The organism is Bacillus sp. 7_6_55CFAA_CT2 (assembly GCF_000238655.1).
GTDB lineage: Bacteria > Bacillota > Bacilli > Bacillales > Bacillaceae_G > Bacillus_A > Bacillus_A cereus.
Genome location: NZ_JH414711.1, coordinates 259,939 through 286,395, shown reverse-complemented (window position 1 = coordinate 286,395; position 26,457 = coordinate 259,939). Strand labels below are relative to the sequence as shown.

Genomic DNA, 26,457 nt, shown 5'->3' with positions numbered 1-26,457 from the left:
AAGGAATCGACAAATTATGAAAAAGTATCTTGCCGGTCTTGCGGCAGTGTCTGTAGCAGGAGGAGCAGCACCTACACTTGATAGTGTTCAAGCTGCACCTGAACAAAATACACAAAAAGCTGCTACAACTGTCCAAGCTTCTGCATCAAACAGCTCATCTTATAAGGTAAACGCGAGCGTATTACATGTTCGTGCGGGATCAAGCACTTCTCACGACATCATCTCACGCGTTTATAACGGTCAATCACTAAACGTGATTGGCGAAGAAAACGGTTGGTTCAAAATTAACATTAATGGACAAACAGGCTTTGTTAGTGGCGAATTTGTATCAAAAAGTGGCGCAGCAAACAACAATGTAAGTACAGGTGGAAACAATAAAGTTACCGCTGATGTATTACGTGTACGTACAGCTCCTAACACATCTAGTTCTGTTTCTGGGCGTGTATATGAAGGACAAACATTAAACGTAATTGGACAAGAAAATGGTTGGGTGAAAATTAACCATAATGGACAAGTAGGTTATGTAAGTGGCGAATTCGTATCTGGCGTTTCTTCTAATGCAGGTTCTTCAAACAACAATACGAATAATAACAACCAAGAAGTAAAACCAGCAAGCGGAAACTATACAGTAAATGTATCTTCCCTTCGCGTTCGTACAGGTCCTAGCACCTCTCATACAACTGTAGGTTCTGTCAAAAAAGGACAAGTAGTACAAGTTGTTGGCGAAGTTCAAGATTGGTTCAAAATCAATTACACAGGACAAACTGCTTATGTAAGCAAAGACTACGTAACAAAAGGCGGTTCTAACGAAAACGTTACAGAAGGCAACAAACAAGAGCAAAACAATAATAATGGAACTATTCAAACTGGTGGTTCTTACGTGGTTAACGCTACATCTCTACGTGTTCGTACAGGCCCTGCCGCTTACCATAGTGTAATTGGTGGCGTTTTAAATGGTACAACATTAAACGTAGTTGGATCTGAAAACGGTTGGTTTAAAGTAAATTACCAAGGAAAAACAGGCTTTGTTAGTAGCGAATTTGTAAAATTCGTTAAAGGTGGCACTACTACTCCTGAGCAACCAAAACAACCTGAAAAACCTAACCAAGGTGCAATTGGCGACTACTACATTAATGCTTCTGCACTAAATGTACGTAGCGGCGAAGGTACAAATTATAGAATCATAGGCGCACTTCCACAAGGACAGAAGGTTCAAGTAATCTCTGAAAACTCTGGATGGAGCAAAATTAACTACAACGGTCAAACTGGTTATATCGGAACACGTTACCTGTCTAAAACACCAGTTGGAGGCGCAGTAGATAATAAGCCTAACAATAACCAAAATAACAATCAAAACAATAGCAACAATAATAATACAGGCAACAATAGCGGCGACAGTTCTTCCGTACTTGCATATGCAAAATCAATGCAAGGTGTACCGTACGTTTGGGGCGGAACTTCTGCTAACGGTGTAGACTGCAGTGGCTACATCTACCACGTATTTAAGAAATTTGGTCATAACATTAGCCGCCAAAGTGTTGCAGGATATTGGAGTAGCCTACCAAAAACTTCAAGTCCACAACCTGGTGACTTAATTTATTTCCAAAACACTTATAAATCTGGTCCTTCTCACATGGGTATTTACCTTGGGGGCGGATCATTTATCCAAGCTGGAGATAAAGGTGTCGCGATCGCTTCATTAAGTAACTCTTATTGGAAGAGCCACTTCTTAGGATACACGAAAGCACCTTAATTAATAGTTTCAAAGCCTTCTAGTTTACTAGAAGGCTTTTTTTGCTATGAGTTCAACATATTACTCCCTTTCTCCTACCTTCTCTCTACAAAAATAATGTATCCATTCTTCCATTTCATACACTTTATTCTACAAAAACAATGCATAACGTTATCATAATGTATATATTTTCATAAAAAACATAACCTATTTCATGTCTATTTATTTTATATGTGTTTTTTTGAAGAATTTTCTTTTTATTTAAACTTTTCATTAGACGTTTGACCTCCGATGTCCATTATGATAAGTTACTAAAGATGTTATATTCGCAAACGTATAGACAACTGGTTTATACACTGTTTTTACTATGAGGAAGGAGCATACACTGCATGAATCTTTTATGGGGAATTGGCGGCGTGATTGGAGTATTAGCAATTGCTTTCTTACTATCTTCCAACCGCAAAGCTATTAATTGGCGCACAATTTTAATTGCGCTAGCATTACAAATGTCATTTTCATTTATCGTATTACGATGGGACGCTGGTAAAGCAGGTTTAAAACACGCTGCTGACGGTGTTCAAGGATTAATTAATTTTTCTTACGAGGGAATTAAGTTCGTTACTGGGGATTTAGTCAACGCAAAGGGACCTTGGGGATTTGTATTCTTTATTCAAGCACTACTTCCAATCGTATTTATTAGTTCATTAGTAGCAATCTTATATTATTTCGGTATTATGCAGAAATTTGTTAGCATCGTTGGTGGTGCATTAAGTAAACTTCTTGGAACTTCTAAAGCAGAAAGCCTAAACTCAGTAACGACTGTATTTTTAGGACAAACTGAAGCTCCAATTTTAATTAAACCTTACTTAGCACGCTTAACAAATAGTGAATTCTTCACTATTATGGTAAGCGGTATGACAGCTGTTGCTGGATCCGTTCTTGTCGGTTATGCAGCAATGGGTATTCCGTTAGAGCACTTATTAGCAGCTGCAATTATGGCGGCTCCATCGAGCTTATTAATTGCGAAACTAATCATGCCAGAGACAGAAAAAGTAGATAATAACGTTGAACTTTCTACAGAACGTGAAGACGCAAATGTTATTGATGCAGCTGCACGCGGCGCATCTGAAGGTATGCAACTTGTTATTAACGTAGCAGCAATGTTAATGGCTTTCATCGCATTAATCGCTTTATTAAATGGATTATTAGGATGGGTTGGTTCTCTGTTCGATATTAAACTTAGCCTTGATTTAATCTTTGGTTACTTATTATCACCATTCGCAATCTTAATCGGGGTTTCTCCTGGTGAAGCGATACAAGCAGCAAGCTTTATCGGTCAAAAACTTGCAATCAACGAATTCGTTGCATACGCAAACTTAGGACCACACATGGCAGAGTTCTCTGACAAAACAAATCTAATTTTAACATTTGCAATCTGTGGATTTGCAAACTTCTCTTCTATCGCAATTCAATTAGGTGTAACAGGAACGTTAGCTCCTACTCGCCGTAAACAAATTGCACAATTAGGGATTAAAGCAGTTATCGCTGGTACATTAGCGAACTTCTTAAACGCAGCAGTTGCAGGTATGATGTTCCTATAAACTTATATAGAGTCTTCTCTTTCTACAAGAGGAGACTTTTTTCATGCAATCCAAACGTCTTTTATGTATCTATTAATCAATTTATCCTAAATATAGGCACATTATGATACAATAATGTTTAAGTCTTTTTATTTTTCTTATGAAAATAGAGATACTACTTGTTGTTACCCTTCAAAAGAATGTAACGACATGGTCAATTTCTTAATAATTGCGCATACTACAAGTATCTATTGATGAAATAGCTTTAAGGAGGAAAGTTTTGTGAAAGATAAGTTCTATAAAATCCTCTCTATGTGGATTTTACAAATTGTATTTTATTTTACTACTGTACATGTGACGAAATATGAGCATGCTCTCATTTTTACACTAATATACGTAATCGTAAATGTACTATTCTTATTTTTAGCTGACAAAACAGCATTTATTTTCTTCATACTAGGAACCATTATTTCCGTATTTTATTTGTTCTATCAAGCATGGCTTCACTTATGGAGTACATCAGATCAATGGCAATATATGATTACCCACTTCCTGATGGCAGCTAACTTCTTCATTGTATATATAACAACTCACCTATTGAAAAAAGTGATTCATGAAAATAAAGCTTTAACTGAGCGTGTGAGAACATTGGAACAATATATTGGAGAATCCAAATTACTAACAAGACAAGAATTCGAGAGACGCCAAGCGTTATTAACGACTGCAATGAATCGTCGTAATGAAACAGGCATTATTGTTTACTTTGATTTCACTTCCTTTAGTAAATATACAAAGGAAAGTGTTATGGACCGTGTAGCTTCTTTATTAGTTGAAACGGTAAGGAATGATTTTGACCTTGCTGCTGAATATGATAATAATACGCTAGTTATTTTATTACAAAACACAAATGAAGCTGGTGCTGACATTGTAATGAACCGCCTAAAACCAAAAATGGAGCAATGGCTTGCTGCTGAAGCAATCAAAGATATAAAAATTTCACGCGAGCAAATTGGAAACAAAGGACAGACACTGTTATGATGACTCTCGTTATACTTCTTTTATTCCTTCTGTTTTGCGTACTCGTTTTTTGGATTAGTATCACATTTTCAATTAAATATGTACTTATTTTTACGGCCTTTCTATTCTCTGGCTTACTCGTTTACTACTCTTTCTTAACAATCGCGGGCTTAATTCACCGAAATAGTAAACGAAAAGATCGTACGCTAGAACATTATCCGAGCGTCGATATTTTCATACCTGCCCATAATGAAGGCGTCGTTATTAAAGATACTTTAGAGGCGATGGCAAAGATTGAATATCCAGGAAAGCTAACTATTTATTTATTAAATGATAACTCTCAAGATGAAACACCTGAAATCGGAGATGATTTCGACAAAGCTTATGCTCATATTCGTCATATTCGTGTTCCTCCCGGTGAACCGAAGGGTAAATCACGTGTACTAAACTATGGGCTTAGTATTTCAGATGGTGAGTACTTCTGTGTTTACGATGCAGATAACCAGCCTGAACCACACGCACTGCGAATGCTTGTAGAACACGCTGAAACAACTGAAGATGCTGTTGGAGCTGTTGGACACGTTCGTACAGTAAACGAAAAAAGAAACTGGTTAACGCGAATGATTTCGCTAGAATTCCAAATCTTCCAGCTCCTTATGCAATCTGGACGCTGGTTACTATTCCAAACGGGCTCGCTGACAGGAACAAACATGCTTCTTCGTCGCTCCGCACTAGAAGAGCTTGGTGGCTATGACCCTTACGCAATTGCAGAAGATGCTGAATTAACATTACGAATTACACAAAAAGGTTATCTCTTACCAATCGTCCCAGAATCAGTTACTTGGGAACAAGAACCAGAGCATTTAAAAATTCTTATTAAACAACGTACACGTTGGCTCCAAGGAAATTTATATATTTTAGAAAAAATGTTCTCATCATTAAGTTTCTTTAAAGGAAAGCTGCTTGTTCATTCCTTACAACAAGTTCTAGTGTATGTTGTATTTTGGCTATTCCTAATCATTTCGAACGTTTGGTTTGTAATTGGGCTACTCGGGATATTCCAAATTCAATATAGCATTCCGCTACTATTTATGTGGTATGTCGCATATATTACATATGTTTCTCAATTATTTAGTGCCCAGAGTGTCGAACGAACCTTTACACCGACTAATATTTTTATTAGCGTTATTATGTACTTTACGTACGCACAGCTCTTTACGTACTTATTTATTCGTAGCTTAATCTTATACTTACGTGCAAAGAGCAAGAAACAAGTCATTGGCTGGGATAAAACAGTTCGATTCAAAAAAGATAAATAATAAAAATAAGCACAGAGCGCCGTATGCTCTGTGCTTATTTATTGCCGTATAAATTATATATCAGACAATACCCCTTAGCTGAAAGTAATTTCACGTCCATCCCCCAACGAACGATCGACCTTCATTTATATACGAAAAAGTGATTGCTATTTTTGTAGAACCAATTGCTTCTCTTGCTGTTCTTTGCGCGTTTCAGTCTTAGGTTCCGTGCTTTCTTGGACACTACGATGTGCCACACGTTTCAAACAAATATGCTTCCACTTTCTTTCGTAACGTTTCATTATTCTAGATGTCCCCCTTGAATGCGCTTTAAAACTATTTGAAATCGCTTACAGGAAATAATATAGCACATATATATAAACGTGACAACACATTTCCGACAATTTTTTGTCAAAAATATGAATAGAATTCGTAAGGGATCGAATATTGTCGAAACCTATCGTTTTTTCTTCGTATAAAAGGCATACTACTTATATGGTAAAGTATTTTATTTCCCCTACCCGCATTTCAAATTCCTTCTATATAAAGTGAAACTTTAATTAACCATCACCAATCGTACTTTTACAGGCAAATAGAGAAATAAAAAAGAGCTGATATGAAATCAGCTCTTTTCCTTCTATTGTTAATGACGCTTCATACGTCCCTCTTTTTGTAACTCTTTAAATAATGCTGCCATCATAAAGAAAATAACAAAGACAAACGGGAATGCTGCAATAATAGCTGCCGTTTGTAAGGCTTCTAATCCGCCAATATATAATAGCGTAGAAGCTATCGCGGCTAGAACGATACCCCAAATCATTTTAATGCGATTTGGTGGGTTTAAACTACCATGTGTCGTTAACATCCCTAAAACAAATGTTGCAGAATCTGCAGATGTAATAAAGAATGTAGAAATAAGAAGAATCGCTAGAACAGATAAAGCTGATCCAAAGCTTCCCATTTGATCAAACATAGCGAATAATCCTACTTCTGTTCCCATCTCTTTAATTTTTTCAAAGATATGTGCATCACCAAACAGCTCCATATGAATACCTGTTCCACCGAAAACAGAGAACCAAAGTGCACCAATTATTGTCGGTACGAGTAACACACCGATTACAAACTCACGAATTGTACGTCCTCGTGAAACACGAGCAATAAACGTACCTACGAACGGTGACCATGCAATCCACCATGCCCAATAGAAAATTGTCCACGATTGAATCCATTGGTTCCCACCTTCGTCTAATGGACTTAAACGGAAGCTCATGCTTGGTAATTCCTGAATATAAGAACCGATTGTTGAAGTGAAGTAATTCATAATAAAGTTTGTTGGACCCGCAAATAATACAATAATCATAAGTGCAAACGCAAAAATAATGTTCGTATTACTTAAATATTTAATTCCCTTATCCAGACCTGTTTGCGCAGATAACATAAATAATACTGTTACGATTGCAATAATAACTAACTGTGTCGTTAATGAGTTCGGGATAGATGTTAAATAACTAACGCCACCCGCAATTTGTTTTGCACCGAGACCTAATGACGTTGCAACACCAAACACAGTTGCAAAAACAGCTAACACATCAAATGAATGAGCAATACGCCCGTGTTCCCCGCCCTTAAATAACGGACCTACTGTCGCACTAATCGTACTTGCTTTTCCTTTTCTAAAGGTAAAGTAAGCAATACATAACGCTACAAACGCATATAGTCCCCAAGGGTGTAATCCCCAATGGAAAAATGAAAAACGCAGTGCAAGACGCGCACTTTCCTCAGTTGCACCTTCTCCAAACGGAGGTGCGTATAAATGGTTTAATGGTTCGGCAACGCCCCAGAAAACTAACCCGATACCCATACCAGCACTAAATAGCATAGCAAACCATGTCATATAACTATAATCAGGTTCGTCATCATCTTTACCTAGACGAATAGAACCGTATTTCGAAACAATTAAAAAGATAGACACACCTAAAATAATAGAAACGGAAATAATATAAAACCAGCCGAACTTACTAACTAATGCAGTTTGAATTGCGGTTGTTACATTTCCTAAACTACCTTTTCCAATAATAGATTCGGGAATAATCCCCCAAATTGTAAATGCAATACATAATGTTAATGAAACGATGAATGTTTTTGTCAGTTTCCTCATCAAATCCCCCTTCGTAGGTTTCGCTTTTGTAAATAACATAAATTCCGATATGTAAAATCGGATAGAAAACTATAATTTTGCGGTGATTTTCTTACTTTCACCTTCACCAATTTGAATTCTTATGGACAGCCTTACCTTTCATATAACCTTTTCACTCTGCAAGAGCTACAAGTTAGAAATACTGCTGTCAAATTGTGTGAGAAAAACGCGGATAGGAATGTATTTTCCTAAAAAAGGATGTGTTACATATGTAAAAAAGGGCAAATTTCTTCCTTGCAACCCTTTCGTTTTGTAACAATTATGCGGTTTTTTTGCTAGTATATAGCACGTGTTTATAGCTTCACAAACAAAATGTTTATGTTTATATAACTATATTACCCATAAAACGGTAAAATACTCAAGGAATGTAACCGTTTAGTAAACATCATGTAACATTCCTGTAATATTTTTATTTACGTCGAAAAAAACATGTTGTATTAAATATTTTGAATATAACTAGAAACCTATGAGTCATATAGAATGAAAAACGCTTTCCTATATTTTTTGTTATATTACAAGATATTAACGACTTATTACGAATGGTTTGTAATTGTGTGTTTTCCCCAAATCCGAAAAAATCTGTTGCTATAATGAGGACACGAAAACAAACGCAATGGAGGCTATCATGAAAAAATTAATTGGTATAGCAACAGCAGCAGTTTTTGGTCTTGGGATTTTCACATCATCTGCTAATGCAGAAACTGTTGTAACAACAGACGTACTAAACGTACGCGAAAACCCTACTACGGAATCAAAAGTTGTCGGTAAATTACTAAACGGTAATAAAATAGATGTACAAAATACAGAGAACGGATGGTCAAAAGTTACTTTAAACGGTAAAGACGCATTCGTAAGTGCAGAGTTCACAAAAAGCATCTACTACGTAACAGCTAACGTATTAAACGTACGTGCTGAAGCGAACACAAACTCAGAGGTTCTTGGAAAGTTGAAGAAAGACGATGTAATCGAAACAACGAACCAAGTACAAAATGAGTGGTTACAATTTGAATATAACGGGAAAACAGCTTATGTTCATGTTCCTTTCTTAACAGGTACAGCACCTGTAATTGAGAAACAAGAAACAACTGCTCCTGCTAAAGCTGAAGCACCAGCTAAGGCTCAAGCACCTGTAGCACAAGCAAAACCAGCTGCTAAGCCTGCTGTGAAAGCTGCTGAAACTAACACACCTTCTGGTGGTCGTGAGTTAACAGTTGTAGCTACAGCATATACAGCTCACCCGAGCGAAAACGGTGGCACATATGGCGGCCGTGTATTAACTGCAATGGGTCATGATTTAACTGCGAATCCAAACATGAAAATGATCGCTGTTGACCCGAAAGTAATCCCATTAGGATCTAAAGTATGGGTAGAAGGTTACGGAGAAGCTATCGCTGGAGATACTGGTGGTGCAATTAAAGGTAACCGTATCGATATCTTACTTGGATCAGATAGCGCTGCTCAAAAATGGGGACGCAAAACTGTTAAAGTGAAAATTTTAAAATAACCAATGACTGCTAAATTACAAGCCGGTTCTCTTTATTGAGAGCTGGCTTTTATTTATTTATAATACATATAAGGAGGCTATGCCCATGAATGTACAAGCAAAAGTAGACTGGATTGGTACGCCAAAACCGTACATATATAAAGATGAAGTAACATATAACGCTACGTCTATTGATTTCTCACTCGCTGGCGATGATAACCGCTATAAGTTAATTGTGCTCAAGTCTGAAAACAATACACATTACAAAATTGTGCAATATGGAATAAAACCAGGCTCTCAAAAGCCATTTCCTATCGACATTCCATTTGAACAAAACATGTTACCAATTATAGAGCAGATATTACATGATCCATATGTACAAGCGATACTAAAGGAAACGCACTCATAATTGTAAAAAAATATATCAACGATTTTTCAATTATATCTATCATAACTTACGATATATCAACGGTTCAAAACGAAATATCGATTTAGCTACAAAAAAAGAAGCTGTTCAAATATTGAACAGCTTCTCTCATATTAACGAGTTGGACCAGATACATCTTCTGATTTCAACGTATTATTTGCACCAAGAGAATGATACAGCATCTTTCCATTTCCATTCACAGTTACAATATGTTCGTTATTAAAACTTTTGAACTTCACAGATCCATCACCGTAACGAATATGATACTCTTCATATGTCGTTACTTTATATTTCGTATCACTTTGACGCTCTACATTACGAACTTCCATTGTTAATAAGTCTTCTGTAATTCCTTTTTTGTGTAAATACTGTATATAATCACGGTCTTCCTTATACGATTTCCCACTCTTATCATAATTCTTTTCAATTAAACTAAAATCATTTAATGAAATTGCACGTACGTTATCATAAATATGATTTCTTACAAATTCACCCACTGCTGAACTTGATGTTTCTTTCGGGAATTTTAAATAATACGTGCTTTGGTCTCCAATTTTAACACTTTCAGATTTCATCACACCAAAATCAGTAGTTTTCTCTAAATGTACTTCTACTGTTTCATCTGTGGATACAGGACCAAGCTTATAACTTCCATAATTTAATTTTCCACGTTTTTTCCCATTCACAAATACAGTTGCATCACTTTCATCAGAAGAAATGCTTACATACTTGCCTTCAAGCGATAAATCCACTTTCACCTTCTCGCTCTGTTCATCCGCTAGATCTACTTCTTTCTCTGTTTCTAATTCAGTCAGTTCTGTCTTCGCCGTTGCCTTTACAACATATGTACCTGGGAAGTATGGCCCCAACTCTTTCGAAGTTTTATCACTAGAAAGCTCTGTTTCTTTTTTGTCATTCACATATATCTCTGCATTTTTTGCAGTTGTACTAATGCTCATATAATAAGATTTCATGCTAAACTTATACTTTGGATATAAGAACCACTCTTTTCCCTCTTCTACTATTTCCCCGTCTTTAAATGCAGGTTTATCTTTTGTTAACTTTTGATCTACTGTCTCTTTCTGTAAATAAGACAGTAATTGTTTGTTGTAAGAAGGATTCTCTTTTAAATAACGCATGTACGCTTTAATATCCTCTGTCTTAATCTTTAAGCTTGAATCATTCGCTTTTACAAACTCATCAATTGCATTAATATCTTTCTTTTGGAATGCTTCAATCATTACATTTACTTGCTTTTCTTTTGAAAACTTATATGCTCCAAATTTATATGCCCCAAATAATAATGCAGCAATAACAACAAAACCAATGATCAAAAATAAATTTTTCTTACTTTTCACTGGTTTTGTCTCGCTTTGTAATTCTGTATATGAAGCAGCAGTGTTATCAACGATTACTTCTACTTTACTCCCACACTCCGGACAAAAGTTCAAATGGTCTGCAACGTTCTTTTTACATGTTCCACAAAACTTCAACGTGCTCTCCTCCTATTTTTTAGCTAATTTCATTCCAGCAAATGCCGCTACATATGTCACAATCAAGCTAAACAAAGTTAAATATATAAATGAATTTTGCATAGATAATACCGTTCCACTTGTTCCAAATAAACCTGTTACCGTTCCTGAAACATTAATTTGGAACTTAGAAATCATATTCATTACAATCATCATAATTGTGTAAGAACCACTACATACCGCTAATGTAATATATATATTGGCAGTCGGTAATTTAGCTAACTTTCTTCCCGCTCTAAACATAAAGAACAATGGAATAATAAGCAGTAATAAACCATAATGGAATACGTTATTCACTTTATCAAATTCTGCAAGGCTTTCCTCATTTGCTCCTTTTGAAATCAATATCTCTCTAAGCTCTACGCCATTTACAGAGACGCCTGATATAAATGAAAACGATAGTGTGCTCTCATATGTATTTGATTTCTTACCAATTCTAGTAAATTCTTTACTAAGTGCTGGACTTGATACTTCTAACGGCGCAAAATGAGCCATACTCCATAATTGAGGTGTTAACTCTAATGCTAATAATGTACTTTCAGATTTTAAAGTTGTTATTTCTTTTAATGGTTCAATACCATCTTCCTTACTTACTAACGCCATAATACAAACCGCTACCGCTGTTACTAATAGTCCTTTTATCATAGCTGAAACACCGTAATACACAGACGCTCCATATGGCATTAACTCTTGAAATGCTACTGCCATATTGTTTTTGCTTGTATGAGCAATAAATCCTAATAAGGTAAATAATGTCCCACATACAAAACCACTCAATAAACTCTTAATCGCTGAATAGCCAACCGTAATCTTACCTGCTTCTGAGAATGGAATTGCAAAAGATTGTGATGCTATAAAACTTATAATGAATAAAAAGACGCCATAAATAATACCAACTGTTGCTGCCATAAAGATTTGATCTTTAATCGTTTTCGCAACATGCTGTTTCCCTAACCAAATTCCTGTACCAGCGAAAATAATAAATGGAATGATTAATAATAATGTAAATGGAGTATGCCAAGATAAAGAAAATATCAACCCACTATCATCGTTAGCTGTAAAACCAAGTAAATGGTAACTTAACATCGTAGAAGTTGCACTCGAATAAAAACTTGGCAACATTTCTAATTCTTTCGCAAATTTGCTAAACATCTCACTTAACATAGAAGCAAATAATAAACTACCAATCCAACCAGCAATTAACATGAGAATACTTGCAACAGCCCCACCAATAAAACCTTTTTGTAAAACGGCTTTATCTGCTTTAAATTCAACTTTAGGAGCACCATCCATTGCAGGCAATTTTACAGATTGTTCTTTTTTCTTCACAACAGATAAAGAATACCCGCACTTTTGACAATATAAATTTTTTTGAGCATTTTCACTGCCACAACCTTTGCAGTATTTTGCAGTATCTTTTTCTAATGTTACTGCATCTATAGCTCCTGCAGTCTCCATACTACCTTCATTTGGGCAATAATTTACTTCTTCACCATGTTGTTTTCCACATGTGCGACAATACATTTAATTCACTCCCCACTTTGCTTAATTCCACAAACTGGACAGTAAGTAGAGTTTTTATCGATATGCTCATTACATGAAATACAATTTACCGTTTCGCCTTCATTTTCTACTGCTAACATCGGGTTAGGTTTTCCACACGAACCACAAAACTTATCATTTATTGATAAAGGTCCACCACATTCACATGTAGCTTTTTCACCTTGTTGTTTTTGCAATTCAACAATGCGCTTTCTTGCTTGATAAATAGCTACATCAAATTCTTGAACTGGAGCAATCATTTCTTTTAAGCTCGCTTCATTTACTCCACTTCCTCTTAATTGAACATACACTTGCTGCCCAACCTCTAATAGAACCTCTGCTTTTTTCTGCATTTGCACTTGCATTCCCTTTTTCAATTGAGCAATTTCTTGTGCAACTTGCAACTTCATTTTCCCTTGTTCTATTCCTTCTTGTAACTTATTCATTCCACTACCTAACTTCGTCTGTAAATCTGACAAATTATCTCTCCTCCTATACGTATATATTCATATATGAAATTAACATTTTATATATTACCATGATTTTCAAGTTATGTAATCCAAATTTCATTTTTTCTGTTTTGAGCATTTTTTGTTTATAATGGTAAAGGAAAGAAATATGTGTACGGAGGAATATTATGCTGCAACACTCAATTACGAAAGATGAAATTATGATGATTGCGAATGAGTTCGTTCAAGGACTAGATCCACAGCAAACAGCTGATCAGGAACATGTCGCTACAGCTCGGCACCTATATCGTAGTGGTGTTGTCTACAACGTTGACTTTGATGGTTATACACTGTCAGGAACTGTAGATGCGGAAGGCAACGTATATAGCGTTCATATTCCGATTCGTAATGTCGCTGAAAGTTATTGTGATTGCTTCGCACCAACACAATGTGAGCATATGCTCGCTGTATTACTATCTGCAGCGTCTAGTTTCGGGCAAGTAGGAGATGTATTAACTTTATTTAAAAATAATACGAGACCTTCCCTTCCTCCTATTAGAACTGCAAGACAAGTATTGCAATCATCAGCTTTTGAAGAAACGGATTATAAAAGTTGGGAATCATATTTTGAAAAAGAATATGAATCATTTAAAAAAGAACAAGCTCGCCTTACTTATAAACAAATGTATTTTCTTATGAGTATCTTTACAGATTTCTATACGAAGCTTGAGCGGAAAGCTCCGCGCGTCATCGCCATACATGAATTATTCAGGTTACATGCAGCAATTTACTGCTTTCAAAAATTATTAGAAGAAATTCAGGCATTCGAAGCAAACAAAACGTATTCTTATCACCAACCTGTTAATGTCATTCGCCTATTTGTAGACAAAGTGGAATCCATCGTTCGGGACTTACAATCAGAAGCGATTCCTTCAGAGTCTGAAATAATTTTGCAAGAAACAGCTCGTCTCGTTCATGAAGTATTCTTCTCTACTGATGCTTATACGCAAGAGCGATTTTTCATTTATCGTCACATATGGAGTGAACTTTTAAACAATAAAGAGAACATACAAGAGGAAGAAAAACGAATCGATACGAAAATCAATCCACTATCCAAAGCATTAGCGTCTTCTCATCTTCTCTTTTTAAATGATGAAGATTTACTAGCGATGGACTTACTAAAGAAACAACCTGCTTCTGTTGTGAGTCTATACTTCTATTGGTTAGAAGAACTATTAAGTGCCATGCAATGGGATCGTGCAAAAAACTGGCTTTCCTTTACGTATAAACAAGTAAAGAAAACGATCCAAGATCACGAAAATACGATTTTCATAAAAGATATCGTTCGGCTATTTGTAATCATGTATGAAACATACGCAACACATACAAATGAACACGCTGGTTTTGAAATGATTTTACAAGAACTATTACCGTATAGTTTCACAAACTACGAACAGTACGTACTCGCGAAAAAACAGTATCGCACATGGGCAGAGCTTCATCTCTTATATGGATTTGAGGCAATTGAACTGTTGAAAGAGCCACTGAAAGATATTGAAAAAGAAGCGCCAGAAGTGGCACTTCCTCTTTACCATCTTGCTGCTGTAGAGGCGATTGAAGAACGAAATCGTAAATCATATAAACGTGCAGTTCGTTACTTAAAAAAATTACGGACATTATATAAACGATTAAAACGCACCGATGAATGGGATGCTTTCATTATTCACATCGCCAATCTCCATTCACGTCTGCGTGCACTACAAGAGGAATTACGGAAAGGAAAATTAATCGATGATCAATCAAACTGAAGTAACAATTAGGCTCCAGCATGTTAGTCAAGGTTGGTTCCTTTGGGGAGAAGATGACAGCGGTACTCCATTATCCGTAACAAGTTGGAAACGAAATGCATTCACATGGCACTCCACTTCTTTCTACGGTACGTTTCTAAAAGAAGCAACCTTCGAAGGAAAACAAGGTGTGCTGCTAACAAATGCACAAGCCTTTGAATACATTGCAAACAAACCGATGAATTCCTTTGCACATATTCAAATAAACGGCACGATTACAGCACTTACGAAAGATGCAAATGAACTATGGGATGCCTTTACGAGTGGTAGTTTCGTACCAGATATGAATCATTGGCCTAAACAACCATCTTGGAAAGTTCAAAATACACCAATTGAAGATGACACATTAGCATCGCTTTTCTCAGCAGCAGTAAATGAAAGCATATTACAAGACAACCGCTCAAATGACGGCTGGGAAGATGCTAAAAGACTATATGAACATTATGACTTTACGAAAAGACAACTGGAAACAGCACTACATGAAGAAGATTGGCTTCGAAAAATTGGTTATATTGAAGATGATCTTCCGTTTACAATCGGACTAAGATTACAAGAACCACAAGAAGAATTTGAAATGTGGAAGCTTGAAACAATTGTGACACCAAAGCGCGGGGCGCATCGCATATATGTATATGAAAACATCGATTCCTTACCGAAAAGATGGCACGATTACGAAGAACGGATTACAGAAACACAAGAAGGTTTTAGTAAGCTCATACCGTGGTTAAAAGAAGGAGATACGTTCCGAAATGAACTCTTTGAAACAGAAGCTTGGAACTTCTTAACAGAAGCAAGCAATGAATTACTTGCAGCCGGCATTACAATTTTACTACCATCATGGTGGCAAAATTTAAAAGCAACAAAACCGAAATTACGTGTCCAGCTGAAGCAAAATACAGCACAAACACAATCGTTCTTCGGTATGAATACGCTCGTTAATTTTGATTGGCGCATTTCGACGAACGGCATTGATTTATCAGAAAGCGAATTTTTCGAACTCGTTGAACAAAATAAACGTCTATTTAATATAAATGGTCAATGGATGCGACTAGATCCAGCCTTTATCGAAGAAGTAAGAAAACTCATGAACCGTGCCGATAAATACGGACTAGAGATGAAAGATGTCCTGCAGCAACATTTATCAAATACGGCTGAAACAGAAATTGTAGAAGATGATAGTCCGTTTACTGATATTGAAATCGAACTAGATGGATATTATGAGGAACTATTCCAAAAGTTGCTTCATATTGGAGATATTCCAAAAGTAGATGTCCCTACTTCACTAAACGCAACACTTCGTCCGTATCAACAACACGGCATTGAATGGTTATTATATTTACGAAAACTTGGATTTGGAGCATTGTTAGCTGACGATATGGGACTCGGGAAAAGTATTCAAACAATCTCTTACTTACTATATATAAAAGAAAACAATCTCAAAACAGGCCCTGCATTAATCGTAGCGCCGACATCTGTTCTTGGAAATTGGCAAAAAGAATTTGAGCGTTTTGCACCGAATTTACGTGTTCAATTACATTATGGAAGTAATAGAGATAAGGGCAATTCTTTTGAAGATTTCCTTCAATCAGCAGATGTTGTATTAACATCTTATGCATTGGCTCAACTCGATGAGGAAGAACTAACTTCATTATGCTGGGATGCTGTTATTTTGGATGAAGCACAAAATATTAAGAACCCACATACGAAACAGTCGAAAGCAGTACGAAACTTGCAAGCAAATCACAAAATCGCTTTAACTGGTACACCGATGGAAAATCGCCTCGCTGAACTTTGGTCCATTTTCGACTTTATTAATCATGGATATCTAGGAAGCTTAGGGCAATTCCAACGCCGCTTCGTCACACCAATTGAAAAGGATCGTGATGAAGGAAAAATCCAGCAAGTTCAACGGTTTATCTCACCATTTTTACTGCGCCGAACGAAGAAAGATCAAACAGTCGCATTAAATTTACCAGATAAACAAGAACAAAAAGCTTACTGTCCTCTTACTGGTGAACAAGCTTCCTTATATGAACAACTTGTTCAAGATACACTGCAAAATGTCGAAGGATTAAGTGGAATTGAAAGACGCGGCTTTATATTACTTATGCTGAACAAGCTAAAACAAATTTGTAATCATCCAGCTCTTTATTTAAAAGAAGAAGAGCCACAAAATGTCGTTGAACGCTCTATGAAAACAAAAACGTTAATGGAGCTCATCGAAAATATAAAAGATCAAAATGAAAGTTGCCTCATCTTCACTCAATACATCGGCATGGGGAACATGCTAAAACGTGTGCTAGAAGAAAAATTCGGCCAGCGTGTCCTCTTCTTAAACGGTAGTGTACCGAAAAAAGATCGCGACAAGATGATTGAGGAGTTCCAAAACGGAACGTATGACATTTTCATCTTATCCTTAAAAGCTGGCGGAACAGGATTAAACTTAACCGCTGCCAACCATGTCATTCACTACGATCGTTGGTGGAATCCAGCTGTGGAAAATCAAGCAACAGACCGCGCATATCGCATTGGTCAAAAACGATTTGTTCATGTTCACAAACTCATTACAACAGGAACATTAGAAGAAAAAATTGATGAAATGCTAGAAAGAAAACAATCTCTAAACAATGCAGTCATCACAAGCGATAGTTGGATGACTGAACTATCAACAGACGAACTAAAAGAATTACTCGGTGTATAAAGTGAAACTTGAATCAGTGGGGGTTTTGTTCATCTCCAACTGATTATCAGCCCTCACCAATCTGGCTTTTACAGGCAACCCGCCCCCCACCTAACTTTTTTACTTTCACTGAATTTTGAGGTGGGGATCTTACTGCCCGTTAATGCGGGATAAAGTGAAACTTTAATTAGGCCAATCACGTAGAGTTTTACTACCCGCAAAAAAAGCGCTAATCTCGAAATGAGATTAGCGCTTTTTTCTATTCCAAAACCAATTACTTATTATAATCCCCGTTAACCCGCCGCACGTATCAAGCAATGAATCTTGCCACATTGGTGTACGGTCTCCCGTATACCATTGGTGAATTTCATCAAATGTTGCATAACCCGCAACGAAAAGAAGGGCATATATAAAACATCTTTTCCTCGAATAACCTGATCGATGAAAAGCGTAATAAATCAATGAACCTAGCATAAAGAACACCATAAAATGAGCACCTTTACGAAGGAAAAACTCAATAAATCCGCCTACACCTTTATTCGCAATACTAACAGGGGTTCCTCCACCATAATCGATAGATACCCATGAAAAATGCTCTTTCACAAATTCAACATTTACATATTGTTCAATATCTGAACGCATATCCTGCTTTTTATATGGTTGTGCCGAAGAATAGAAAATCAGCCCCATCCATAGTAATACAGGAATCCAAAATAACCATTTACGATTCATTATCCAGAATTCTCCTCTCTTAATCTTTTAAGGGTACCAAAAAAAGAAAAAATTTCACGCCAAAACATGACATTTGCATCCTATTTATAAAGTGAAAGGAGGTGATACACATGGCAATTGAAACAATCGTAATGGATTTAACTTTACGTCTTGTCTTAAACAACGGATTAGATAAGAACGGCAAAACAGTTTTCAAGAGCAAACAATTTAAACGTATTAAAACAAATGCGAGCTTAGATCAAGTACACAATGTAGCTCATGCTCTCGCTTCCTTACAAGCATCACCACTTCACGCTGTACAACTTGTAAGCACATCAGATCTTTCTAAACTATAAAGTAAAACTCGGATCAGTGGGGATTTTATTCATCCCCGCTGATTATTAGCCCGCAATTTAACCGGCAGACCCAAATCCCGTAAATAGCGGGATAAATACAAAGGAGGGAATAACACATGCAAGTACTAGAGTTGATTTTCGCGAAGGAAGATGGAAAAACAGTCGTTTTTTCTATCGATACGCCCATCACACCAATCGATGCACAAGTCGTAAATCAAGTAATGGATACAATCCTTGCCTCATCTGTATTTTCATCCATTGATGAAAATACAAGAAAAAAGGGAGCTCGCCTTGTAGAAAAAAATGTATCTGAAGTTCCCATTACTCTATAAAATGAAAAAGACGAATCTGCATTATTTTGCAGATTCGTCTTTTTTCTTCGGCATTTCAATCGGGATAAAAATCTTTGAAAAACCGACGCATACATACTTATAATGTTCTTCCCCTATATCAAACTCAGTCGTATATGTTGAGAAGAATATATAATCATTTCGCTTCGTATAATGATCAATTAATAACCCAACTTGTGGCTCAACATACTTTTTGGCTAACTTTTTACCGGCCGATGCCAAGTCGCCAAGAAGACCCTCTTCATTCTCTTTTTGAACTTCATCTAGCTTCTTACTCACATCATTACGCTTCATAAACTGCTTCGCTGCCCATTCTGTATATTCTCCCTTACTCGGATTACTGTTTGCTAAATATACTAGGAGAACGACAACTAAAGCCATAATAATATACTTTTTTTTCATACTATATCACCGCCTACTCTTTTCTATTTTCATATATATGTACAAGCGATGCAAATTAGAAAGACTATCACCTATTGATTGTAAACGAATAGCCAAAATTTACAATATGAAATAGAATATTAACAGTAAATTTACTTAATTTATATATAATTATATTCGGAATGAAAATTATAAGGGAGGCTATAGAATTATGGATAATGAAAACAACATTTTTATTTCTAGTTCTACAATGATGCTTGAACCATGTAAACACCCTTATTACCGTACAAAAATTATCGACAGTAGCGGAAACCATCTTTACTCCTGTCAAACTGCTCTCCAACTTATACAGAAATCTTGTCTAACAAATATTCATTCTACTTATCAAGGGAGACGTAATGCTGTAAAAACAAAATTTAAATTCAAACAAAACGTTCCAATTCCGATCAATCATAGAGAATATATTTGTGCTTTCCCAACAGAATCTCCTGCTTCTCCAAATTGTATTTGGCTTTTCTTCAAACATGTTCATACAATAGAGTTTTTCAAAAAAGCTAAACGAGCTAAAATTCATTTTTCAAACGGAGCTACCGTAACGATACAAATTAGTTCCCATAAGCTAAGTCAGCAATTATGGAAAGCTGGATATGTATTATCCCAAATGAACATGCAAGATTCATCACCTTAATAACAAATAGAATGGAAGGTAGTATTTCCTCACCTTCCATTCTATTTGCTATTTTTATCCTTTTACACTATCGCGCATTTTCTCGAGTGCTTGCCGATACATCCATCTTACTTGATAATATGTCATTTCCGTCTCTAAAGCGATTTCTCCCATCGTCTTCCCTACAAAAAAACGTTCAAAAATAATATACTTCTCCTTCTCGTCTAACACACTCATAAAATCCTTCACTCTTATTTCAACATCTTCAAAATGAAAGATTTCCTCATACTCACCTACACATACACATCTTTCTTGCAAAGTAGATTCTTTCCTCAATCTTTCTAATATATAACCACGCACCGTTACAAGTGCATATGCAGGGAAATACCCCTTCTTTGCATCAAATCTTTCATACGCATGCCAAAGACCAATTAAACCACATTGATAATACTCTTCATAATCTTGACGAATACCTAATTTCTTTATTTGATTTACAATCATCCCTTCATACAAAACAACTGCCTCTTTAAAAGTGGCTGGCTTCACACAGTACCCGTTTCTAAAAGGTATACCTTTCTAGTATTCCGCGGTACCTTCACAATATAAAAATAAACAAAAGATTTCACCGTGAGTAATTTCAAATACTACCGACGGAATTTGAAATTACAATAGGTAGTATTTGAAATTTTGTTAGTGGTATTTGAAATAGGGGTAAAAATAAAAAAGGTGACTCCTTTAAAGAGTCACCTTTTTAAAATAATATGTTATGCACCAAAGCCGCTTACTAAACCTCTTACAACGCCGAATGCAATTGTTAGGATAAAGAAGATTACAATTAAAATCGTAGCTTGTTTCTTACTTAAACCAGCTACAATGTGTAAGCCTAGTCCTGTTAGAATGAGGCTCCAAATATTAAAAATTTCAATTGAAGAGGCAATTCCATGTGCTACTGTCCCTTGTTCAAATAAAGGAGCTAAACTTGTATAAACATCAGTGCCATTTCCATCAAAAATAAAGCCTAATCCTGCATTTAACAATCCGCCGATATAATAAACAAGATTAGCATATAAGTAAATCGATAATATTTTCATGTATGGTGTATCATTGCTCATAAACATCATAATAATTTTATAAAAACCTGCCGCAATAAAGAGACCTATAGGTGTTCCTAATAGACCAACAAGTGCGCCTCCACCAAGGGTAAATCCTTTTACCATTGCCCCTGCTTCACCATTTAATTCTTTTGCCAATTCTGGAGTACTAATTAATGTTAAGTAAGACACTGCTGTTGCTATAATCGTTCCTAATATAACAAATAAGACAAATGCCCCCCAAACCGGACTTTTCGTCTTCATTCTCTCAAATTGCTCACCTGGAGAAGTAATCATTCCTAATAATGATGGCTTCTTCGCACCTACATCTTGCGTATTAATATTTGCTTCCATTATAACGCCTCCTTCTATTTATATAACCCGTTCTAACGGGCGGTTCACTTCCTCATATAGAGGCTACGAACCGCCCACTAGAACGGTAATGTGTAGTTCTACTACACTATTAATTACTCATAACGCAATGCTTCAATTGGATCTAATTTCGCAGCTTTGTTTGCTGGAATTAATCCAAAAATAATACCGAGTGTCATCGAGAACAGTACGCCTCCAACGACAACTTCCCATGAAACGAGTGGTGGCCATTTTGCGAATGTAGAAACGATATATGCTCCGCCATACCCAAGACCAATTCCGATTAAACCACCTAGAAGTGTTAACATAACGGCTTCAATTAAAAACTGTAATAAAATTTTACTACGCGTTGCTCCAAGCGCTTTACGTATCCCAATTTCACGTGTACGCTCCGTTACAGATACAAGCATGATATTCATAACACCAATACCACCAACGACTAATGAAATACCAGCGATACCACCGATAATCATCGTCATGATGCTAGTTACTTTAGAAACATTTTCTTGGAGTTCTTTTAAATTCACCAGTTCATATTTACCTGGGATTTCACTTGGCTTACGACTATTTAACACATCAACAGCTCGTTTCCCTGCTGCTTCTAAATTGTCTACATTTTTAGCTTGAATTGCGATATTTTGAATATCATCTGTCCCATATAAAACAGGCCATAACGTAAGAGGAATTAACGCTTCTTCCATTTCAAATCCCATAAATTCATTATCTGATGTATACACACCAATAATTTGCATTGGCTGTCCCTTCATCTCAATAATTTGTCCAACTGGGTTTACGTCCTTAAATAACGTTTCCTCTGTTTTTGTGCTAATCATCACAACGTTATTCGCGTGAGAAATATCTGATTCATTTAAGGAGCGGCCCTTTACAACCTTTACTTTATTAACCGCAAAATATTCATTATCAAGTCCAATAACATTCAGCCTTGCTTTTTTATCATTTACATCAAGTGTCTCTGTTGTCGAATTTGTTGTAATAACGTGTGAAACATCTTTCACTTGTTTTACTTCCAAAATATCCTCTTCCGTTAACTTCGGTATTTCAAATCCACCTATAGCAAATTCATCATTAATATCTGCTTTAAATTGAATTGGCATAAGGTTATTACCACCAGAACCTGCGAATTTCGATTTCAACATCGCTTCCCCGCCTTGCCCAATTGCAACGACAGTAATAATCGAACCTACCCCGATAATAATACCGAGCATCGTAAGAGCTGAACGCAGTTTATGAGCTAAAATAGAAGATAAGGCAATTTTTATACTATCTAGTAAACTCATACCGCACACCTTCTATCTTCTGTAACTTTCCCGTCTCGCAGTACAATGCGGCGGGCAGAATACGCTGCCACTTCCTCTTCATGCGTAACCATAACAATCGTCGTACCTTCTGCATTAAGCTTCGTGAAAATATTCATAACTTGCTCACCAGACTTCGTATCAAGTGCACCAGTCGGTTCATCGGCCATAATAAACGTTGGATTATTTGCAATCGCTCTTGCAATCGCTACACGCTGCTTCTGTCCACCTGATAACTCATTTGGTAAATGATGCACGCGATCTGCCAATCCAACTTTACCTAGCGCCTCCAAAGCACGCTTGCGACGCTCTGCTTTCTTCACGCCACCGTATACGAGCGGAAGCTCAACATTTTCCACTGCTGAAAGACGAGGCAGTAAATTAAAATGCTGGAATACAAAGCCAATATATTCATTACGAATTAAAGCAAGCTTTGACTCGTCTGCTGTTAAGATATTCACGTCATTCAGCATATATTCGCCTTCTGTTGGACGATCTAAACAACCGATAATATTCATAAGCGTCGACTTACCAGAGCCAGACGGTCCCATAATTGAAACGAACTCACCGCTCTGAATCGTTAAACTAATACCGTGCAAAATCGGCACTGCCAACTTTCCTTGATAATACGTTTTAGCAATATTATTTAACGTAATCATTTCTCTTTCACTTCCATTCCGTCATACACATCGTCGGAAGGATTTTTAACCACCTTTTGCCCCACTGTTACGCCTTCTACAACCTCTGTCCAGTCCCCATCAGTAGAACCTTTTTTCACATTTTGTTTACGAAGCTTACCTTTATCCTCAACATAAACAAATGCATCATCGCCTTTTGCTACAATGCTCTTACTTGGGACAGCAATCATCTTCTTATTCTCTAAGTTTACTTGCAGAGAAACGTGATAACCTGGAGATAAACCATCTTGACTATCAAGGCTAGCTTTATATGTATATTGAGTCATATTTTGAGTTGCTTCACCCATGCCGCCAGCTTGTGCCATCTCTGCACTTGTTGGGAACTCACTTACCTCTGTAATCTTACCTGTCCACTTCTTCTTATTATTTGCTTTTGCAGTTACAGTGAATGTTTGATCCTTTTGAATTTGTGACTTCTGAAGCTCAGTTAACGTACCTTGAACTTGGAATGGATCTTTAGAAGCTACTTGTAAAAATGCTTTTCCTTGACCACCTAACGCTTGAGATGAACTTTGTGCCACATCTTTATCTAACTTTTGAACAACACCAGCAAAATTGCTATAAATCGTAAGTTCTTTCTGCTTCTTACTTAACTCTTCTTTCTGCAACTTTCCTTTTTCTTTCTCAAGGTCAATTGTTTTTTGCCCTATCTCTAACTCGTTTACTTGCTCGTCCATCGGATCTGTTACTTCTTTCCCAGCTCCGCTATCTTTCGCCTTCTTAATTTCTTTCTTCAACGAATCAATCTTCTTTTTCCCTTGATCGTAACGCATATCTGCCATCTTCTGATCAAGCTCAGCTTGCTTCATTTGAAGATTAATCTCTTCATTATCATAAGAGAATAACTTCGTACCTTTTTCTACCTCTTGCCCTTCTTTTACCTCAATATCTTTCACTTTCCCTTTGGCCGGATCTGCATAGAAGCTTTCAATATTACCAGGCTTCACCTGACCAGAAATTAACTTCGTATTATTCAGCTTACGCTCTGTCACTTTCTCAAAACTTACAGCATCAGCATTTGTTGATGCACCCTTCTTTTTACCTTGCATAACAAAAATATTAATTGCCGCTACAATAACAATTAGTGCAATAACCCCAATAATAATCCATTTCTTCTTCTTGTTTGGAGTACGAACCGTATTTGGTAACATATTCTCTCTCCTTTTTATAACTTAATAGTTTAATATAAAAATTGTATAAAACTTTCTGAAAATAGATTACATATTATTACATTGTTTTTACAAAGTTTTACACATCCATTTATATTGTAACAAAAATTCCAATGATTAGAAATATGACATTATATCTTTTAAGATAGATTTAAGGAAAGATTATATTATATAGAAAAAGCCATCCAAAATAATAATTGGATAGCTTTTTCAAACAAAATATTACGCTACTTTAGGATCTTTTCTCTCATGTCCACGTTGAACAATAAATAAGAAGATTGTTGATAAAACCGCACCTGTTAATAGTAAGATGAAACAACCATCCCAGCCAGAACTATCAACAATAACACCAATTGCTGCGTTAGCTACAAGACTTCCGCCTACATAACCGAATAGACCACACATACCAACTGTCGTACCTACTGCAAATTTCGGTACTAATTCCATCGCACTTAAACCGATTAAGAACTGTGGTACATAAATTAAACAACCGATAATAGAAACTGCAATACTTACAACAAGTACGCTAGTTGCTTGCCAATATATAAACGTACCAATAACAACTCCAACCATACTAATAATACATAATGGCATACGCTTTCCTTTAAATAATTTATCACTTAAAAAGCCAACGATTAATGAACTTGGAATTGCCATACCTTCAAAGATTGCATATGCCGCATGCGCTTCTGCTTTTGAAAATCCTTTAACTGTCGTTAAATAAAGTGGAACCCAGTTAATAACACCGAAACGAATTAAATAAACAAAAGCATTCGCAATACATAAGAACCATACAAATTTATTTTTCACTACATACTTCATTAAAATTTCTTTTGGTGACATCTTGTTAGCATTATCTGCTTTTTCAAGATTTTCATAGTCATTACGATACTCATCAATTGGAGGAAGACCTTCAGATTCTGGTGTATCCTTCGCATTGATCCAAACAAGAACTGCAATTACCATTGCGATAATCGCAGGGAAAATAAACACGCCGCCTTGCCAATGATTTTCACCGAAAATACCTACACCAATTCCGACAAGTGGTGGTACAAGCATTCCACCAACGTTATGTGAAATATTCCAAAGGCCTGTTTTCGTACCACGTTCTTTCTTCGAGAACCATTTCGTCATAACAATACTACAAGGTGGTGCTCCCATACCTTGTACAATACCGTTAACAACGAGTAATGTAACAATCATCCCAAATGATGATGCAAAACCGAAACAAATATTTACAAGCCCTGATAAGAATAAACCGACTGCGATAAAGCGCTGGGCGAAAGCTTTATCTGATAAATTACCCATAAAGAACTTACTAAATCCATAAACAATTGCCATTACTGAGCCTAGTAGACCAATTTCAGCTGTACTAAAACCATATTCTTGTACTAAATATGTACTTGATAACGTAAAGTTACTACGAACTAAATAATAAGCAGCATATCCAACTGAAATCCCGATTAACACACGAATACGTAGTAATCGATATACACGATCGATCATATCCGCTGGCAATCTTTCAATTGCAGGTGCTGGCTTGAGCCATTTAAACATATATT

At 36.3% G+C, this 26,457-nt stretch carries 24 protein-coding genes; 11 read left to right on the top strand and 13 right to left on the bottom strand.

The features are described from left to right. Nucleotides 1-16: 16 nt before the first annotated feature. From HMPREF1014_RS22020 to HMPREF1014_RS22005, 4 genes are all read left to right on the top strand, one after another. Nucleotides 17-1,753, top strand: coding sequence for a C40 family peptidase (locus HMPREF1014_RS22020; RefSeq protein WP_000760293.1), 1,737 nt, complete (start codon nucleotides 17-19; stop codon nucleotides 1,751-1,753). Between the two features lie 368 nt (nucleotides 1,754-2,121). After that, nucleotides 2,122-3,333 carry a NupC/NupG family nucleoside CNT transporter gene (locus HMPREF1014_RS22015; RefSeq protein ID WP_001051029.1) on the top strand — a complete coding sequence of 404 codons (1,212 nt, stop codon included), beginning with the start codon at nucleotides 2,122-2,124 and terminating at the stop codon, nucleotides 3,331-3,333. Nucleotides 3,334-3,594: 261 nt separating this feature from the next. Next, the gene (locus tag HMPREF1014_RS22010) at nucleotides 3,595-4,350 is read left to right on the top strand and encodes a nucleotidyl cyclase domain-containing protein (protein WP_000653224.1); all 756 of its coding nucleotides are present in this window, start codon (nucleotides 3,595-3,597) and stop codon (nucleotides 4,348-4,350) included. Beyond that, on the top strand, nucleotides 4,347-5,648 hold the full coding sequence (locus HMPREF1014_RS22005) for a glycosyltransferase family 2 protein (protein WP_000988751.1): 1,302 nt from the start codon (nucleotides 4,347-4,349) through the stop codon (nucleotides 5,646-5,648). Before HMPREF1014_RS22010 ends, HMPREF1014_RS22005 begins: the two co-directional genes overlap by 4 nt. Nucleotides 5,649-5,794: 146 nt before the next feature. Here HMPREF1014_RS22005 and HMPREF1014_RS32265 read toward each other — a convergent pair whose 3' ends face one another. Together HMPREF1014_RS32265 and opuD are read right to left on the bottom strand one after the other, a co-directional pair. Next, the gene (locus HMPREF1014_RS32265) at nucleotides 5,795-5,929 is read right to left on the bottom strand and encodes a hypothetical protein (RefSeq protein WP_000833067.1); all 135 of its coding nucleotides are present in this window, start codon (nucleotides 5,927-5,929) and stop codon (nucleotides 5,795-5,797) included. Between the two features lie 341 nt (nucleotides 5,930-6,270). Next, entirely contained in the window at nucleotides 6,271-7,785 is a 1,515-nt protein-coding gene (opuD, locus tag HMPREF1014_RS21995; protein WP_001230113.1) for a glycine betaine transporter OpuD, read from the bottom strand. Between the two features lie 664 nt (nucleotides 7,786-8,449). On the opposite strand from opuD, the gene HMPREF1014_RS21990 reads away from it, so the two are divergent. Both HMPREF1014_RS21990 and HMPREF1014_RS21985 read left to right on the top strand, forming a co-directional pair. Continuing rightward, on the top strand, nucleotides 8,450-9,328 hold the full coding sequence (locus tag HMPREF1014_RS21990) for a cell wall-binding protein EntA (RefSeq protein ID WP_000733352.1): 879 nt from the start codon (nucleotides 8,450-8,452) through the stop codon (nucleotides 9,326-9,328). 85 nt (nucleotides 9,329-9,413) lie between these two features. Continuing rightward, nucleotides 9,414-9,716: a DUF3910 family protein gene (locus HMPREF1014_RS21985; protein ID WP_001102539.1), complete on the top strand. Its 303-nt coding sequence runs from the start codon at nucleotides 9,414-9,416 to the stop codon at nucleotides 9,714-9,716. 131 nt (nucleotides 9,717-9,847) lie between these two features. On the opposite strand, the gene HMPREF1014_RS21980 is transcribed toward HMPREF1014_RS21985, so the two are convergent. From HMPREF1014_RS21980 to HMPREF1014_RS21970, 3 genes are read right to left on the bottom strand one after another with little or no spacing between them, the layout of a single operon-like run. Beyond that, complete coding sequence (locus HMPREF1014_RS21980) at nucleotides 9,848-11,227, bottom strand: zinc ribbon domain-containing protein (RefSeq protein ID WP_000666890.1); 1,380 nt, start codon at nucleotides 11,225-11,227, stop codon at nucleotides 9,848-9,850. A gap of 12 nt (nucleotides 11,228-11,239) precedes the next feature. Next, nucleotides 11,240-12,790, bottom strand: coding sequence for a zinc ribbon domain-containing protein (locus HMPREF1014_RS21975; RefSeq protein WP_000271661.1), 1,551 nt, complete (start codon nucleotides 12,788-12,790; stop codon nucleotides 11,240-11,242). Between the two features lie 5 nt (nucleotides 12,791-12,795). Next, on the bottom strand, nucleotides 12,796-13,287 hold the full coding sequence (locus tag HMPREF1014_RS21970) for a zinc ribbon domain-containing protein (protein ID WP_001281753.1): 492 nt from the start codon (nucleotides 13,285-13,287) through the stop codon (nucleotides 12,796-12,798). Nucleotides 13,288-13,445: 158 nt separating this feature from the next. Here HMPREF1014_RS21970 and HMPREF1014_RS21965 point away from each other — a divergent pair, with 158 nt between their 5' ends. Both HMPREF1014_RS21965 and HMPREF1014_RS21960 read left to right on the top strand, forming a co-directional pair. Further along, nucleotides 13,446-15,065, top strand: coding sequence for an SWIM zinc finger family protein (locus HMPREF1014_RS21965; RefSeq protein ID WP_000939151.1), 1,620 nt, complete (start codon nucleotides 13,446-13,448; stop codon nucleotides 15,063-15,065). Next, on the top strand, nucleotides 15,049-17,805 hold the full coding sequence (locus tag HMPREF1014_RS21960) for a DEAD/DEAH box helicase (protein WP_000610111.1): 2,757 nt from the start codon (nucleotides 15,049-15,051) through the stop codon (nucleotides 17,803-17,805). The genes HMPREF1014_RS21965 and HMPREF1014_RS21960 overlap by 17 nt, the downstream gene beginning before the upstream one ends. A 225-nt stretch (nucleotides 17,806-18,030) precedes the next feature. Here the strand turns inward: HMPREF1014_RS21960 and HMPREF1014_RS21955 are convergent, their stop codons facing one another. Next, entirely contained in the window at nucleotides 18,031-18,516 is a 486-nt protein-coding gene (locus HMPREF1014_RS21955; protein WP_001080709.1) for a VanZ family protein, read from the bottom strand. 110 nt (nucleotides 18,517-18,626) lie between these two features. Here HMPREF1014_RS21955 and HMPREF1014_RS21950 point away from each other — a divergent pair, with 110 nt between their 5' ends. Both HMPREF1014_RS21950 and HMPREF1014_RS21945 read left to right on the top strand, forming a co-directional pair. Further along, complete coding sequence (locus HMPREF1014_RS21950) at nucleotides 18,627-18,851, top strand: DUF1659 domain-containing protein (RefSeq protein WP_000963858.1); 225 nt, start codon at nucleotides 18,627-18,629, stop codon at nucleotides 18,849-18,851. A gap of 116 nt (nucleotides 18,852-18,967) precedes the next feature. Further along, nucleotides 18,968-19,183 carry a DUF2922 domain-containing protein gene (locus HMPREF1014_RS21945; protein ID WP_001197593.1) on the top strand — a complete coding sequence of 72 codons (216 nt, stop codon included), beginning with the start codon at nucleotides 18,968-18,970 and terminating at the stop codon, nucleotides 19,181-19,183. Nucleotides 19,184-19,204: 21 nt separating this feature from the next. On the opposite strand, the gene HMPREF1014_RS21940 is transcribed toward HMPREF1014_RS21945, so the two are convergent. Further along, nucleotides 19,205-19,603 (bottom strand): DUF4359 domain-containing protein, encoded by a 399-nt coding sequence (locus HMPREF1014_RS21940; protein ID WP_000731405.1) that lies wholly within the window; start codon nucleotides 19,601-19,603, stop codon nucleotides 19,205-19,207. A 190-nt stretch (nucleotides 19,604-19,793) separates the two neighbouring features. On the opposite strand from HMPREF1014_RS21940, the gene HMPREF1014_RS21935 reads away from it, so the two are divergent. Then, nucleotides 19,794-20,270: a competence protein ComK gene (locus tag HMPREF1014_RS21935; RefSeq protein ID WP_000368313.1), complete on the top strand. Its 477-nt coding sequence runs from the start codon at nucleotides 19,794-19,796 to the stop codon at nucleotides 20,268-20,270. 54 nt (nucleotides 20,271-20,324) lie between these two features. On the opposite strand, the gene HMPREF1014_RS21930 is transcribed toward HMPREF1014_RS21935, so the two are convergent. The 6 genes from HMPREF1014_RS21930 to HMPREF1014_RS21905 form a co-directional block, all read right to left on the bottom strand. After that, on the bottom strand, nucleotides 20,325-20,795 hold the full coding sequence (locus tag HMPREF1014_RS21930) for a sigma-70 family RNA polymerase sigma factor (RefSeq protein ID WP_043308743.1): 471 nt from the start codon (nucleotides 20,793-20,795) through the stop codon (nucleotides 20,325-20,327). A gap of 218 nt (nucleotides 20,796-21,013) precedes the next feature. Next, complete coding sequence (gene yknW / locus HMPREF1014_RS21925; RefSeq protein WP_000387923.1) at nucleotides 21,014-21,694, bottom strand: YknW family membrane protein; 681 nt, start codon at nucleotides 21,692-21,694, stop codon at nucleotides 21,014-21,016. Between the two features lie 113 nt (nucleotides 21,695-21,807). Then, complete coding sequence (locus HMPREF1014_RS21920) at nucleotides 21,808-23,010, bottom strand: ABC transporter permease (protein ID WP_000054354.1); 1,203 nt, start codon at nucleotides 23,008-23,010, stop codon at nucleotides 21,808-21,810. Next, complete coding sequence (locus tag HMPREF1014_RS21915) at nucleotides 23,007-23,687, bottom strand: ABC transporter ATP-binding protein (protein ID WP_000631625.1); 681 nt, start codon at nucleotides 23,685-23,687, stop codon at nucleotides 23,007-23,009. Before HMPREF1014_RS21915 ends, HMPREF1014_RS21920 begins: the two co-directional genes overlap by 4 nt. Then, nucleotides 23,684-24,877 carry an efflux RND transporter periplasmic adaptor subunit gene (locus tag HMPREF1014_RS21910; RefSeq protein WP_000937324.1) on the bottom strand — a complete coding sequence of 398 codons (1,194 nt, stop codon included), beginning with the start codon at nucleotides 24,875-24,877 and terminating at the stop codon, nucleotides 23,684-23,686. Before HMPREF1014_RS21910 ends, HMPREF1014_RS21915 begins: the two co-directional genes overlap by 4 nt. Nucleotides 24,878-25,117: 240 nt before the next feature. After that, entirely contained in the window at nucleotides 25,118-26,452 is a 1,335-nt protein-coding gene (locus tag HMPREF1014_RS21905; RefSeq protein ID WP_000477602.1) for an MFS transporter, read from the bottom strand. Nucleotides 26,453-26,457 lie beyond the last annotated feature (5 nt).